This window comes from Gillisella vitis (genome assembly GCF_001541345.2).
Classification (GTDB): domain Bacteria; phylum Pseudomonadota; class Alphaproteobacteria; order Rhizobiales; family Rhizobiaceae; genus Allorhizobium; species Allorhizobium vitis.
On record NZ_LMVL02000001.1, the window covers coordinates 855073 to 869570 of the forward strand.

Consider the following 14498-nt stretch of genomic DNA (forward strand, 5'->3'; position numbering starts at 1 on the left):
AGACATTTTGATCAGGAGTTTCAGATGCTATTTCCCGAGGTGAAGAAAAAAGGGTCTGCCGAGGTCCTGGCGACATTGCGGCAGCTGGATCTGGCCATGGGCGATCCGTGGGATACGGCAGCACCGGCCTCCTTCGCGCAGATCATGGCTGATGACGAAGCGGAGCGGTTTCCCGCTCGGCCCTATGACGCGCTGGTGGGCGAAAGCATCAGCCAATGGCTGGTGCCGGAAGGTGCTGGCGGCATGATGTTTTCCTATCCGGAATCCCTGCAAATGTACCGGGCCATTGCCCGCCGCGATATGACGCTGGCAACCATCGCCATCCTGCCCTTCATCGGCTATCTGGCAATTGTCACCTGCGGCACGGAAGAGCAGATCCGCGAATATGGACGCTTTGTCGCCTCCGGTGGCTCGATTTCCTGGGGGTTGAGCGAAGGCCGCCATGGCAGCGACCTTCTGACCAACGAGACCACGGCGATCAAGGATGGTGAGTTCTACCGCGTCAATGGCGAGAAATGGCCGATTGGTTTTGCCGACCGGGCCGGTGCGATGATCGTTCATGCCCGCACCGACGAGGCGATTTCGCCGGTCTCTCACACGATGCTGATCGTTGACCGCAGTCATCTCGAGCGCAAGAACTACCGGGTTCTGCCCAATGAGCGTCTTTACGGCGTGCGCGGCCTGCCGCTGGGTGGGGTGCGCTATGAAGATGCCAAGGTGCCTGTCGGACAGGTGCTTGGCCGCGAAGGTGCTGGGCTCGAAGTGTCGCTGAAAAGCCAGCAATCCCTGCGGCTTGGCGTGGCCGCCATGTGTCTTGGTGCTGTTGATACCGGCTTGCGGCTGGCCTATGGCTTTGCTGCCAACCGAAGCCTCTATGGCAACCAGAAAGTGATCGAATTGCCAGTCAGCCGTCGTCAGATTGCCGATGCCTATGCCGATCTGATGATTTCGGAAATCATGGTCGCTTCCGCCACCCGGTTGGTGCATTGCCTGCCCCGTCAGCTCTTCCTCTATTCGTCGATTTCCAAATATCTGGTGCCGAAGCGGCTGGAACAATCGCTGCAAAGCTTGGCAACAGTGATCGGCGCCCGCTTCTACCTGCGCGATGGCTTCGGTCACGGCGTCTTCCAGAAGCTGCTGCGCGATATCGGCATGACCGGCTTTGTCGATGGCAATAGCTATGTAAATATGCGCGTCGTTGGCAGCCAGATGGAACTGGCGCTTGGCAAGGCGCTGGCCGCTCGTGAACAGCCGTTCGACACAGCGCGCCGGGCGTTGCTGGATGATATCTACGATATCCGCCGTCCTGTGGGGCCGCCGCGCTGGAGCAAGCTTGGTCTTTCCGGCAATGGCGATGATATCAGTCTGGCTGGCCTTCCCGATGCACTGCGTGAGTTGAAGCCGTTGGTGTCGGAGAGCGAATATGCGCTGGCAGTGAGCGTGATGGATGAGGTCGTCAAGCTGGATCAGGCCCGGCGTGACGATCAGGCGAGACTTGGTCGCGGATTTTCCAACAGCGCCAATTTCTATGCATTGACGGACCGTTATTGCAGCCTGAATGCCGCCGCCTGCTGCATCCAGTTTGCCGTGGCCAATGCCGGTGGCATGCCTGCGTCCCTACCGGACGGATCGGGCTGGCTTGGCTATTGCCTGAAGCGGATCATGCACTGGATGTACCCGACCGAGTTCCTGCCGGAGCCGGAAGAGGTATCGGGCCTGATCGAGGTGATCAGTGATCTCTATCAGTCCAACCGGGCCTTCTCGGTCTTCCCCTTCGAATATGCGGGAAGCCGTGAAAGCATGGAACAGGGTGGAAAGTTGCTGACCAATAGCTGATACGCGAAGACATTGATGAAGGCTGCTTATGCGGCCTTCGTCATGCCATCAGGCAAAAACGATCCGGGGGAAATAAAAGCTCACCACCCAGTTCGGCATATCGACCACTTCGCTGATCCTGAGATCGCCGCAGACCGAGCAAAGCATATAGGCATCGACCGGGGCCATGCCATGCTCGTCGGCGAGAAGATCGACCATCCGCATCACGGCTTCGCGGGCGCCGGTCATCAGGTCAGGGCCGATGCCGGTTGTCACCTCATAGCCTGCGCCGTCCAGGTGCCGGGTGACGGGCTCGGTGACGGTAAAGCGCGGGCTTTGCAGGGCCATGCCCTTCACCAGATCCAGTTTCAATTCCACATCCATCCGGCTTTCGATGGCGGTGCCGCACACTTCCCCATCGCCTTGCGCGGCATGGGTGTCACCGACCGAAAACAATCCGCCCTCGACCTCAACCGGCAGATAAAGCGTCACCCCCGCTGAGAGATCGCGGATATCGAGATTGCCGCCGACCCGGCGCGGTGGCACGACCGAATGCGGACCGGGGTCGGCTGGTGCAAGCCCGATGGTTCCGGCGAAGGGTTTCAGCGGCACCTTGCCACCTGGACCATACAGGGCAGGTGTCATCGACACCGCATCATAGTGCCAGACATGCAGGGCCGGGTCCTTGAACTGGTCAGCCAGCAGGCCAAAGCCCGGAATATTGGCGGTCCAGCCAAGACCGGAGGGATGAAACTTGCGGATGGAGACCTTGACCACATCGCCGGGCATAGCGCCCTCGATATAAACCGGGCCGGACACCGGGTTAATCCCGGCAAAATCCAGGGCCGCAAGGCTCGCAGGCGTCGCATCGGCGCCGAGCTGGCCGCCGGAGGCATCCATGCATTCAAACAGGATCGTTTCGCCGGGCTTTGCGACCAGCGCCGGTTTGAAATCCTTGTCCCAGCCAAAGTGATGCTGGGTGCGGTGGATGGTGTGGGTGCAGGCGATGCACATGGCAGGCTCCCTTTTCTTCAATCCAGCGGAAAATGACAGGCGACCTTGCGCTCTGCCGAGACAGGCGTCAGCGGTGGCCGCAGGTCGCGGCAGATATCCTTTGCATACGGACAGCGGGTGGAAAACTTGCAGCCGCCGGGTGGATTGAGGGGGCTTGGGATTTCGCCCGACAGCAGAATGCGTTCGCGCTTGTCGCGCTTATGTGGCTGCGGAATGGCTGATAGCAGCGCCTGGGTATAGGGATGGCTGGGATTGGCATAGAGCGCATCCGTGTCGCCGATCTCGACGATGGAGCCGAGATACATCACCGCCACCCGCGTTGAGACCTGCCGCACCACGGCCAGATCATGGGCAATGAACACATAGGTGAGGTCGAGCTTTTCGCGTAAATCGCTGAACAGATTGACGATCTGCGCCTGGACCGACACATCGAGCGCCGAGACCGGCTCGTCGGCGACAATCATCTTCGGCTCGACCGCCAAGGCCCGGGCAATGCCGATCCGTTGGCGCTGGCCGCCGGAAAACTCGTGCGGATAGCGGTCCAGATATTCGCGCCTCAGCCCGACAAGATCCATCAACTCGGCCAGCCGATCCTCGATAGCGGCACCCTCGCGGATCTTGTGAACCTTCAGCACTTCGCTCAGCACATCGCGCACCTTGCGGCGCGGATTGAGCGAGGCGGAGGGGTCCTGAAAGATCATCTGCATCTTGCGCCGCACCGATTTCAGCGCCTTGCCGTCCACTTTGGTAATGTCCTGTCCGTCAAATGTCAGCGATCCGCCGCTGACGTCGTAAAGGCGGGTCAGGCAACGTCCGAGCGTCGATTTGCCGGAGCCGGATTCGCCGACCAGCCCAAGGGTTTCGGTGGGATAGACGTCGAGGCTGATGCCTTCGACGGCGCGCAGCAGTTTGCCTGAGCCGGGACGCATGGTCTTGCCGACAGTGAAACTCTTGGTGAGATCCTGTGTCGAGAGCAGGGGCGTGGTGGGAGATGTCTCGCTCATGCCAGGGTCTCCAGCGGCAGGATGTCTTGGCGAAGGGCCTCACGTTCCGGCCCGTCCAGCACGCAGAGCGCCGATTGCTCTCCCATGCGTCGCAATGGTGGATGTGCTGCGCATTCCTCCCGTGCAAACATACATCGCGGTGCAAAGCCGCAGCCCTCCGTCAGGCTGTCTGGAGTGGGTGGCATGCCGGGAATGGATTTCAGCCGCGTCAGGCGTGGCCCGGTCAAAGGCGGGATCGAGGCCATCAGGCCCCAGCTATAGGGATGCATCGGTGTCGAGAAGATCTGGTCGGTGGTGCCGCGCTCAACGATGCGGCCCGCATACATCACCGCCACCCGGTCTGCGACTTCAGCGACCACGCCCATGTCATGGGTGATGAGAATGATGGCCGAGCCGAAATCCTTGCGCAAGCGGATCAACAGGTCGAGCACCTGCGCCTGCACCGTCACGTCCAGCGCCGTCGTTGGCTCGTCGGCCACCAGCAGTGCCGGGCTACAGGAGAGCGCCATGGCAATGACGACGCGCTGGCGCATGCCGCCGGACAGTTGGTGCGGATAGCGGTCGACCGCTTCGCCCGGAATGGACAAGCCGACTTCGCCCAACAGCTCAATGGCCCTCAGCCGTGCCGCCCGTGCCGAGATCGGCTCATGGGCGCGGATCTGTTCGGCGATCTGCCAGCCCACGGTTTTCACCGGGTTCAGCGCCGTCATCGGGTCCTGGGAAATCAGGCCGATCTGCTTGCCGCGAATGCGCCGCATCTGGCTCGCCGACATTTCCAGAATGCGCTGGCCGCGAAAGGTGACGGTGCCGTCCACCCGGGTGGTCTTGCGGTCATGCAGGCCGAGCAGCGACAACAGCGTCACTGATTTGCCGGAGCCGGATTCGCCGACGACAGACAGGATTTCGCCTTCGCGCACGCCGAAGGACACATCGCGCACCGCCCGCACATAGCCGCGATCGGTGGCGAAAGAGACGCTGAGGCCGTTGACATCTAGCAGCAGGGGCCGGTCTTTAATAGGGTCGTTCTGGTTCATTTTCAGCTTCCCCGCACGCGCGGATCGATCAGCACATAGACGACATCAACCAGGGCATTGGCGATGACGACGAAGAAGGAGGCGTAGATCACAGTGCCAAGGATCATCGGCAGATCGAGATTGAGCAGGGCCTGATAGGTCAGGCGTCCGACGCCGTTCAGCCCGAACACCACTTCCGTCAGCAGCGCCGAGCCACCGACCAATGCGCCGAAATCCAGCCCGAACATGGTGACGAACGGAATAAGCGAGGTGCGCAGCGCATGGTGCAGCATGACGCGCGAGGGGCTGAGGCCCTTGGCGCGGGCGGTGCGGATGAAATCCTCCTGATAGGATTCGACCAGCGTTGCCCGCAGCACCCGGCCATAGATGCCGATATAAAGTGCGGCCAATGTACACCACGGGATAATCAGCGTCTTGAACCATCCGGCGGGATCGGTGAATAACGGCTTGTAGCCAAGCGATGGCACCCAGGAGAAAAAGATCGTGTCGTGGAATCGGTTCTGGGAGATGAGGTTCATCACCTCGCCCAGCCAGTAGACCGGCATGGAAACACCGATCAGCGCCAGCACCATCAACCCGCGGTCGACCGCCGTATCGCGGGCCATGGCGGCAATCACCCCGACCGCGATACCGCCGATCACCCAGAGCACGGCGGCGCCGAATACCAGCGACAGGGTCACGGGGGCGGCCGCCGTTACTTGCGGCACGACTTTCATGCCGCGGTTGACGAAGGAGGCGAGATCCTGGGTGATGAACAGCCGTTTCATCATGATGCCGTATTGCACCGGCAGCGGCCGGTCGAAGCCGAACTCCTTGCGGATCGCCTGCACGGTTTCCGGCGAGGCATTGCGTCCGGCAATGCGGGCGGCAGGATCGGCGCCGGGCGTGGCGAAAAAGATCAGAAACACCAGCGCCGAAATGCCGAACAGCACGAAGATCATCTGGGCGAAACGTTGAATGAGGGCGTAAATCATCGGGCGGCTCCTCAAATCACTTTGGTGCGCGGGTCGAGCGCATCGCGCACGCTGTCACCCAGCACGTTGAGCGCCAGCACGCAGAGCACAATGGCAATGCCCGGCGCCAGGGCCACCAGCGGGCGGGTGTAAAGCAGTCCCTGGCCATCCTGGATGATCGTGCCCCAGCTGGCATCCGGGGCCTGTACGCCGATGGAGAGGAAGGACAGCGAGGATTCGGTGATGATGTTCAGCGCCATCATCAGCGGAATGAAAACGATCAGCGTGGTCGAGACATTCGGCAAGATGTCCTTCAACAGGATACGCCATTTGGGAATGCCAAGGCCGATGGCGGCCAGCACGAATTCGCTGTTTTTAAGCGAAAGCACCCGCCCGCGCACCGGACGCGCCACGTAAGGCACGTAGATAATGCCGATAATGCCGATGGGCAGCAGCAGGCTGCTGGAATTGATCTCGATGGGGCCGATGGTAATGCCTTGCGAAATCAGTACGATGGACAGTGAAATGGCCAGAAGATAGACCGGGAAGGCCCAGAGTATGTCGAGAATGCGTGACAGCACCATATCGGTGACGCCGCCAAAGAAGCCAGCCGAAATCCCGACGATTGCGGCCAGCACCAGACAGATCAAGGTTGATGATGCGGATATCAGCAGCGAATTGCGTCCACCATAGAGCAGGCGGGCAGCAATATCGCGGCCCTGGCTATCGGCGCCAAGGAAATACGGGCCTTTCAGAGTTGGCCCGATCGGGGTGACGCCGAGGCCAAGGCCTTCGGTAGACGCCTGCATGACCTTCACCCGCTGACCGTCAATCGTCACCCTGCCGCTCAGATTGGAACGGAACGGGTCGGTGCCCGATATCATCGAGGCATAGAGCGGCGCGGCGAGGCTGGAGGCGATGATGACCAGCAGCACCAGCGCGGCGGCAATGGCCGATTTATCCCTTCGAAGCAACCGCCAGGCACGGTGCCAAGGGCTGGCGCCACCGGTTTTTTTGGGGGCCTGCGGGTTAGGCTCTCGATTGGATTGGGCATGGCTGGCCATGCCTTCCGACACATCGTTCATCTGCGCTTCTCTTCAAGCTCGGTCATGGAGGAAATGGAGGGAGAAGGCTTTTTAAGTAAAAGACTTCTCCCCAACCCTCCCCAAAAGGGGAGGGCTTTTTTACGCTTCGCCCGTCAGTATGCCTGCCCTTTACTTGACCCAGGATTGCGAGATCACCCAACGGTTCTGCTTGTTGAACAGGTAGTTGCCGAGCCGTGCCGAGGTGAAGTTGACGCTCTTTGGCGTGAACAATGGAGCGAGCGGTGCCTGTTCCATGAAGGCTTTGTCGATCTTGGCCCAATTGGCGTCAGCCGCTTTCGGGTCCTTGATGGACAGTGCCATCGTGTCCTGCATCTGCTTGTCCAGTTCCTTGTTGCAGTAACCGGCGATGTTGATGGAGGAATCGCTGCCCGGATGGATGCTGTCGCAGGACAGCAGCACGTTGATGAAATCCGACGCTGCCGGATAGTCCATGTACCACTGCGTGACGCTGATCTGGACGTTGTTGTTGGTGTTCTGGATATAGGTGAACTCGATATTCGGTGAGATTGCCTTCAGCGAGGCGTCGTAACCCAACTCGTTCAGCAGGCTCTGCACATAGGTGCCAATGCCGCGACCGACCGCATTATCCTCGGCAATGATCGTTACCTTCTGCCCTGCGGTGCCGCTTTCCTTGATCAGTGCCTTGGCCTTGTCCATATCAGGCTCGCTCCAGCTTTCGCCGGGGTTCTTGGTGTAAAGGCAATTGGGAGCATAGCCGGGGAAGTCAGGCGGCAGAATCTGGCAGGTCGGGGAGGCCAGCGCATCGCCGCCGAATAGGCCCACCAACGCATCGCGGTCGAGCGCATAGTTTACCGCCTGGCGCACCTTGATATTGTTGAACGGCGCCAGATTGGTGTTCATCGGCAGGTACCAGAAGGCAGCCAGCGGATCGATATGCATCTGCTTGGCATATTTCGAGCCCAGTTCCGGAAGGCGGTCGGCGGGCGGCGTGTCGAACATCCAGTCGACCTGACCGTTCTGGATGGCGTTGATCGTGGCTTCCTCGGTCATGCCGAACTGGTAGACGATTTCATCGGCATAGCCATCGGGCTGCGCATCGACGCTCCATTCCTTAAAATGCGGATTGCGTTTAAGCACCATTTTTTCATTAGGGTTGTAGCTGGCAATCATATAGGGGCCGGTGGCAGGTAGGGCCGTCGTACCTGCGTCCTTGGCGGGCGTGTCTGCGGGCAGGATGCTGGCATGCGGCACGGCCATTTTGTCGAAAAATTCCGAATCCGCCTGGGTCAGGTGAATGGTCACGGTACCCGCCGCGTCATCGGCAATCACGCCGCCTTCAAGCGTGCAGTTTGCTGCATCGGCAATGCATTTATCGGCTCCGACAATGCCGTTGTAAAAGCTGCCGGTGGTTGGACCATTGACCTTGAAGATACGCTGGAAGGAGGCTGCCACATCCGACGGCTTCAATTCCTGGCCGGTCGAGAACATGATGCCCTTGCGGATCTTGAACACATAGGTCTTGCCATCGTCCTGCGGCTCGGGAATGGCTTCGGCCACGTCAGGCACGATCTTGAAGCCCTCGGTACCGGCGGCTTGCTTGAACTTGACCAAGCCGTCATTGGTCATCTGCAAGACCTGCCAATATTGACCGGTATAGTTGATAGCAGGGTCAATGGTACCGGCTGCGGAAACGGCGGCCAGTACCATGGTGCCGCCGCGATGCTGGGCCATCAGCGCCGCCCGGTCCTCTGCATAGGAGATACCGGAAAGTGCTGTCTGGGCGAGAAGGCAGGTTGCGAGAAATGCGCCTGCCTTGCAGGACAAGGTTTTGGTCGATCTGGTCATGGAGTTCATTCCCTCTGGTTCTTATTGGATCGGTTGATTGTGGCGGCTCTTGTCGGGGCCGTTATCAGGGAGCTTTCTGGTCGAGGAAGGCGCTGACCTCGGCCATGCAGGCGTCGCGCTCTTCAACATGCGGCATGTGGCTGGACTGTTCGAAAATCCGCCAGCGCACATCGGGGATCTCATCGGCAAAGGGCTGCACGCAGGCTTCGGTCGCCTCGTCGAACCGGCCGGAAATCAGCAGGGTCGGGACAGCGATGGTCGAGAGCTTGCCCTCGATTGTCCAGTCCTTCATGGTGCCGATGACGTGGAATTCATTGGGACCGTTCATCGTGTGGTAAACTGTGGGATCGGCAGCAATCGCATCAAAGGTGCGTTGCACTTCAGGCGGCATCGGCACGACACGGCAAACGTGACGCTGGTTGAAGACATCCGTCGCCTTCATATACTCTTCGCTATCAGTGGTTTCCGCCTGTTCGTGGGCCAGCAATGTCGCCTGGACATCAGCGGGCAGCGCTTCGCGCAACCGGTTTGCTTCTGAGACCCAGGTGCGCAGCGAGGCAGGCGAATTGGCGATCACCAGGGCTTTCAGCCCTTCGGGCTGGTCCACGGCAAATTCAGCGCCGAGCATGCCACCCCAGGATTGGCCAAGCAGGCAATAGGCGCCGCGAATGCCCAGATAATCGATCAGGTTGTGCAGTTCCGCCTTGAAGAACGCCACCGTCCAGAAATCGCCGCCCTTGTCGGGCAGGTGGGTGGATTTGCCATTGCCGACCTGATCGTAATGAATGACGGCGCGGCCCGTTGCTGCAATATCCTTGAAACTATCGACATAGTCATGGGTGCAGCCGGGACCGCCATGGGCCACGATCAGCGGCGGCTTGCCGGAGGTGATATCGCCGGTGATCCGATACCAGGTCTGATACTCGCCGTAAGGGGCGAAACCTTCAATACTCGACACGCAAAAACTCCTTATGGACTGCAATTCGGTTTCAGTTGGATTTCGGGATGGGAAACTCGCCGATATGCCGGTCATTGCGGCAGATGGCCTCGGCGGCATCCTCGATTGTCATGCCCCAGTCCATTGCCACCATGCGCAATCTGCGCCAGGCCTCGGCCTCGGTGCAGGCGCCCTGCCGCAGCAATTCCAGCACGGCATGCACCACGACCGGCCTTTGGCGGACACGGTTTTCAAGGTTGCGGATGTCATCGGCTTGGCTGCGGGCGGCCTGATAGGCATGAGCGGCGATCAACAGGGCGCTATAGGCGCCGGTAGAGCCAACCGGTTTCAACAGATGAGCATTGGAGCCTTGCGACAGCGCCCATTCGATCCGCCCAGGGGTTTCCGAGCCGATCAGCGCAATCATCGGCATTGGCGCAAAGCCGGCTGGCCAGGGAAACTGACCGTCATGACCCATATCGGCATCGAAAAATACGATGTCGGCCCCGGCATGGCTCTCGTCCAGTTGCGGCCAGGCGACCGTCACCCGGATATGCAGGAGTTCGAGCTGGCGTTGTAGCGCATCGACGGAAGGATGCGGGCGATGCAGGATGATCGCATGCCAATTGGCAAGCAGAGGACGTTCGGGCCGCTTCATTTGATCACCTTCAGCGATGGTGACATCTGGGGTTGAGGCGCGGGTGGAGTGTCTTCGATTCGCTTCGGTTGGCTACGCACCAGATAGGGATCGGCCTCTATAGGTGCCGCCGCACTCTGAAACAGTGTGAAGGAACCATCGTGGTCCGAAAGTGCGATATGCGGACGAAGCGCGGCGTGCTGGGTGCGGGGGTCGATTTTCAATGGCCCAAGCGGGGTGCGAAACAGCCGGTTTGTGGCGGCATGGCGCACGGCCTCCGGCATGTCGCTACCCACATCGGCAATGGCCTGCGCCAGAGCCATCACAGCGGTATAGGCGGAAACGAAAGGCGTGGTCAGGCGGCGGTCCTGACCGTGACGCCGTGCGATTCCGGCCTTGAACTCCTGGTTTTCTTCGCTCTCCAGTCCCTGGAAATAAACAGAGGTGGTGATATGCCCAATCCGCGCGGATGGCTCCAGAACGGCGAGATCCGTTTCGCAGAGATTGCAGGCGGTGACAGGACAGTGTTCCGGGCCGAAATCGGGGTCTTCGCGCCGCAGGGCGTCATAGGCGGCCAGAAAGGCGGCAGCCGATTGGCCGACGAGATTGCTCAGGATGAAATCGGGCCGCTTCTGGCGGATTTCGGCAATCAGGTGATCGACCTGGGTGGAGCCGAGCGGCATATAACGATCAGCGACGACCTGACCGCCGCTGGCCTCGGTGAGTTCCCGGGCGATCCTACTGACTTCCCATCCCCAGATATAATTGGACCCGACAATGAAAGGCCGCCGCCCGAACCGTGGCAGAACATGCGCAAACAGCGGCAGAAGGTGCTGGTTGGGACAGGCGCCGAGATAAAGCGCGCTGTCGCTCGCCTCATATCCTTCATAGGGAAAGGCATACCAGAGCAGGGCGCCGGACCGTTCGACCACCGGCAGAATTTCCTTGCGGCTCCAGGAGGTGATGGCGCCGATGATATGTTTGCAGCCATCGTCGCGGGTGGCCGCTTCCGCCATCAGTCCATAGCGCTCGGCATTGCCGCCGGGATCAGCCAGTTTCGCCTCGATTTGAACGGCAAATGCCGCATCCGTATTGATCTGCGCAATGGCCGCCATCGCTCCATCGACAGCTTCCCGACCAAGTGCCGCATAAGGTCCGGTGGTCGAGAACAGGATCGAAATCGGAACGGTCATCCTTGTCATGCAGTCTCTCTGGTCTAGCGATCTTTCCTAGTGGAGAAATCGCGCATAAAAAAAGCCCCGGCCCGTCCGTGAAGACGAGTAGCGGGGCGTGTTTGCCTGCGGCATCAAAGCCATGTGATCGGCTGCCAGGACAATTTTTATCGAATATGTCAGGCGACCATTTTGTCCCTCAATCCCCAGGGGATTTTCAGGAGCGTGTATGCAGGCTATGCTCCGGTTAAAATATAGTCAATAAGAATTTTAGCTTATTTATTAGGCTTCAATGGTTGCGCGCTCGTATCTTCTGCAACGAGTACGCTCAACGGAGCGATAGGGCGAATATGGGAAAAACATCACCCCAGGCAGGACTTGGAAGGAGTAGAGAAATCTGGCAATTCTGCTGCGGCGGGGATGAACGGGCATGCACATAAAAGCACTGATCTATTTCGATGAACTGGTGCGGACCCGGTCGATGCGCGCGGCTGCCGAGCGTCTGAACGTGCAGCCGACCGCCTTTGCCCGACAGATCGACCAGTTGGAGCATTATTTCGGTACGGTGCTGATCGAGCGGTCGAGCCGGGGCATCCAGTTGACGGCGGCGGGCGAGTTGCTGGCGGCAAGAGCGGGCAAGACCTTGCGGGAGCTGAACCATGTTCATCAGTTGATCGACGATCTCCAGGGCTTGAAGCGCGGTCAGGTCAATATCCACGCAAACGGTGCGACGGTGGCCAATCTGCTGGCACCTACACTGGCCGATTTCAGCCTGGTCTATCCCAATATCCGGTTTTCGGTGACCATTTCCAGCGCCGGACAGGCGATGGAGGCCTTGTCGAGCGCCAAGGCAGACATGGCCGTTACCCTGTTTTCTGAGCCTGATCCGGGCATACGGGTGCGAGCACGGGCGCAGATCATTTATGATGTCATCGCCGCCAGCCATCATCCGGCAGCGCACTTGGCGGAAATGACCGTCACCGAGCTTGCTGGCTTTCCGCTGGCAGTGCCGGATGGGTCCTATGGTGCGCGCCGGGCCTTCGATGCCTGGTTTTCCAAGGCCGGTCTGGAGCTTGATCCGGTTTTTGTGACCGGGTCGCTGGAAATGCAGCGGGAACTGGTGTTGCGCGGTGCGGCCCTCACTCTGCTACCAGCCCAGACGGTGGCGCGTGAGCGCCGGTCCGGCGAACTGGTGGTTATCCCAATTGCCGGTGGGGCCGGTATCCGCACACCCATCGATCTGTGCGTCGCCGGTGATCGGCAATTGTCGTTTGCCGCTTCAAAGCTTGTGGATGCGGTTGAACGGTTCATGCGCGAGCAAATGGGGAAATGAAGATGTGCGTGTAGCGTTTTGCGCTCCACGCAGAACACAAAAAACCGCATTGTGTGGTTGCTTGCGAAATGACAGTATTTTCGGCAATGACGCCACCCGTGGTAAACACGGAAAAACGAGCGTTCACGAAGGGGAATTTGACAATGGTTCATGCGCGCTTTTTCAAGCCGGGCGCTCTGCGTCGCATCGCGGTGATGACGCTGGCGGCGACGACGGTCTGGTTTGTCGGCCCGGGTCTTGCGGCGGCTGCCCAAAGGACGCTGACGCTCGGCATGAATATCGAGCCGACCGGGCTCGATCCGACGGTGGCAGCCCCTGTGGCAATCGGCCAGGTGACCTGGCAGAATATTTTCGAAGGGCTGGTCGCCATCGACCGCGACGGCAAGATCGTGCCGCAACTGGCGAAGAGCTGGGAGATTTCTCCCGACGGCCTCACCTATACGTTCAAGCTCCAGGAGGGCGTGACCTTCCACGATGGCGAGGCGTTTGATTCGTCGGTGGCGAAATTCACGCTCGACCGGGCGCGTGGCCCGGACTCGACCAATGGCCAGAAACGGTTTTTCAGCGCCATCGACAGTATCGAGACGCCGGACAAGGCAACGCTGGTCTTGAAGCTGAAGGAACCGGCGGGTTCGTTGCTCTACTGGCTGGGGTGGCCCGCTTCCGTGATGGTTGCTCCGAAAAGTGCTGCTGACGACAAGACCAACCCCATCGGCACTGGCCCGTTCAAATTCGTCAGCTGGACCAAGGGCGACAGGGTGGAGCTTGCCGCCAATCCTGATTACTGGAACAAGCAGGTGAAGCTCGGCCTCGACAAGGTAGTGTTCCGTTTCATTCCCGATGCCCAGGCCCAGGCGGCGGCCCTGAAATCGGGCGGCGTCGATGCCTTTCCCGAGTTCAGCGCGCCGGAACTGATGGATAGTTTCAAGGACGACGCCAAGCTTGCGACGGTGGTCGGTAATACTGAGTTGAAGGTCGTGGCGGGCATGAACAATACCCGCAAGCCGTTCAACGACAAGCGCGTGCGCCAGGCGCTGATGATGGCCATCGACCGCTCGACACTGGTGGAAGGCGCCTGGTCGGGCTACGGCACTGTGATTGGCAGCCATTATACGCCGAACGATCCGGGCTATATCGATACGACCAAGGTCCTGCCCTATAACCCGGAAAAGGCCAAGGCGCTTCTGGAAGAAGCGGGCTATCCGAATGGGTTCAGCTTCACCATCAAGACCCCGCAAATGACCTATGCGCCGCGCAGCGCCGAAATCATGCAGGCTATGCTGGCCGAAATTGGCGTGACGATGACGATCGAGCCCACCGAGTTTCCCGGAAAATGGGTTTCGGACGTGTTCAAGGGTACGGATTATGACATGACCATCGTTGCTCACGCCGAGCCAATGGATATCGACATCTATGCCCGCGACCCCTATTATTTCAACTATAAGAACCCGGTCTTCAACGAGACGATCAAGAAAATCCAGGCCACATCCGATCCGGCGGCCCAGGCCACGCTTTACGGTCAGGCGCAGCAGATTTTGGCGGAGGACGTTCCCGCCCTCTATCTGTTCGTGATGCCGAAGCTTGGTGTGTGGAACAAGAAGATCAAGGGCTTGTGGGAAAACGAACCGATCCCCGCCAATGTTCTGACGGATGTGCATTGGGAGGATTGATCCTGATCGGCGGTGAC

Annotated in this window: 12 protein-coding genes; 3 read left to right on the top strand and 9 right to left on the bottom strand. The window is 59.8% G+C overall.

Annotated elements, in window-relative coordinates; genetic code table 11:
- The first annotated feature begins 24 nt into the window (after positions 1–24).
- Positions 25–1836, top strand: a complete 1812-nt coding sequence (locus ASB66_RS03560; protein WP_060717439.1) for an acyl-CoA dehydrogenase family protein — start codon at positions 25–27, stop codon at positions 1834–1836.
- A gap of 48 nt (positions 1837–1884) precedes the next feature.
- Here ASB66_RS03560 and ASB66_RS03565 read toward each other — a convergent pair whose 3' ends face one another.
- From ASB66_RS03565 to ASB66_RS03605, 9 genes are all read right to left on the bottom strand, one after another.
- Positions 1885–2829: an acetamidase/formamidase family protein gene (locus ASB66_RS03565; protein ID WP_060717440.1), complete on the bottom strand. Its 945-nt coding sequence runs from the start codon at positions 2827–2829 to the stop codon at positions 1885–1887.
- Positions 2830–2846: 17 nt separating this feature from the next.
- Positions 2847–3833: an ABC transporter ATP-binding protein gene (locus ASB66_RS03570; RefSeq protein ID WP_060717441.1), complete on the bottom strand. Its 987-nt coding sequence runs from the start codon at positions 3831–3833 to the stop codon at positions 2847–2849.
- Complete coding sequence (locus tag ASB66_RS03575; RefSeq protein ID WP_060717442.1) at positions 3830–4867, bottom strand: ABC transporter ATP-binding protein; 1038 nt, start codon at positions 4865–4867, stop codon at positions 3830–3832. The genes ASB66_RS03570 and ASB66_RS03575 overlap by 4 nt, the downstream gene beginning before the upstream one ends.
- Before the next feature lie 2 nt (positions 4868–4869).
- Positions 4870–5841, bottom strand: coding sequence for an ABC transporter permease (locus tag ASB66_RS03580; RefSeq protein WP_060717443.1), 972 nt, complete (start codon positions 5839–5841; stop codon positions 4870–4872).
- Positions 5842–5852: 11 nt separating this feature from the next.
- Positions 5853–6884, bottom strand: coding sequence for an ABC transporter permease (locus ASB66_RS03585; RefSeq protein WP_171431123.1), 1032 nt, complete (start codon positions 6882–6884; stop codon positions 5853–5855).
- Between the two features lie 150 nt (positions 6885–7034).
- Entirely contained in the window at positions 7035–8732 is a 1698-nt protein-coding gene (locus tag ASB66_RS03590; protein WP_060717445.1) for an ABC transporter substrate-binding protein, read from the bottom strand.
- A gap of 64 nt (positions 8733–8796) precedes the next feature.
- Complete coding sequence (locus ASB66_RS03595) at positions 8797–9690, bottom strand: proline iminopeptidase-family hydrolase (protein WP_060717446.1); 894 nt, start codon at positions 9688–9690, stop codon at positions 8797–8799.
- A 31-nt stretch (positions 9691–9721) separates the two neighbouring features.
- Positions 9722–10327 (bottom strand): ANTAR domain-containing response regulator, encoded by a 606-nt coding sequence (locus tag ASB66_RS03600; protein WP_012653969.1) that lies wholly within the window; start codon positions 10325–10327, stop codon positions 9722–9724.
- A complete protein-coding gene (locus ASB66_RS03605; RefSeq protein WP_081088981.1) occupies positions 10324–11508 on the bottom strand; it encodes a transporter substrate-binding protein in 1185 nt (394 codons plus the stop codon). Before ASB66_RS03605 ends, ASB66_RS03600 begins: the two co-directional genes overlap by 4 nt.
- Before the next feature lie 400 nt (positions 11509–11908).
- Here ASB66_RS03605 and ASB66_RS03610 point away from each other — a divergent pair, with 400 nt between their 5' ends.
- Positions 11909–12811, top strand: a complete 903-nt coding sequence (locus tag ASB66_RS03610; RefSeq protein WP_060717448.1) for a LysR family transcriptional regulator — start codon at positions 11909–11911, stop codon at positions 12809–12811.
- A 194-nt stretch (positions 12812–13005) separates the two neighbouring features.
- Entirely contained in the window at positions 13006–14481 is a 1476-nt protein-coding gene (locus tag ASB66_RS03615; protein WP_234823914.1) for an ABC transporter substrate-binding protein, read from the top strand.
- The last annotated feature ends 17 nt before the right edge of the window (positions 14482–14498 follow it).

Bases quoted from the DNA above. Each gene is read 5' to 3' on its own strand.
- ASB66_RS03560 (WP_060717439.1), top strand. From the start codon at position 25: ATGCTATTTCCCGAGGTGAAGAAAAAAGGGTCTGCCGAGGTCCTGGCG.
- ASB66_RS03565 (WP_060717440.1), bottom strand. From the start codon at position 2,829: ATGTGCATCGCCTGCACCCACACCATCCACCGCACCCAGCATCACTTT.
- ASB66_RS03570 (WP_060717441.1), bottom strand. From the start codon at position 3,833: ATGAGCGAGACATCTCCCACCACGCCCCTGCTCTCGACACAGGATCTC.
- ASB66_RS03575 (WP_060717442.1), bottom strand. From the start codon at position 4,867: ATGAACCAGAACGACCCTATTAAAGACCGGCCCCTGCTGCTAGATGTC.
- ASB66_RS03580 (WP_060717443.1), bottom strand. From the start codon at position 5,841: ATGATTTACGCCCTCATTCAACGTTTCGCCCAGATGATCTTCGTGCTG.
- ASB66_RS03585 (WP_171431123.1), bottom strand. From the start codon at position 6,884: ATGGCCAGCCATGCCCAATCCAATCGAGAGCCTAACCCGCAGGCCCCC.
- ASB66_RS03590 (WP_060717445.1), bottom strand. From the start codon at position 8,732: ATGACCAGATCGACCAAAACCTTGTCCTGCAAGGCAGGCGCATTTCTC.
- ASB66_RS03600 (WP_012653969.1), bottom strand. From the start codon at position 10,327: ATGAAGCGGCCCGAACGTCCTCTGCTTGCCAATTGGCATGCGATCATC.
- ASB66_RS03605 (WP_081088981.1), bottom strand. From the start codon at position 11,508: ATGACAAGGATGACCGTTCCGATTTCGATCCTGTTCTCGACCACCGGA.
- ASB66_RS03610 (WP_060717448.1), top strand. From the start codon at position 11,909: ATGCACATAAAAGCACTGATCTATTTCGATGAACTGGTGCGGACCCGG.
- ASB66_RS03615 (WP_234823914.1), top strand. From the start codon at position 13,006: ATGACGCTGGCGGCGACGACGGTCTGGTTTGTCGGCCCGGGTCTTGCG.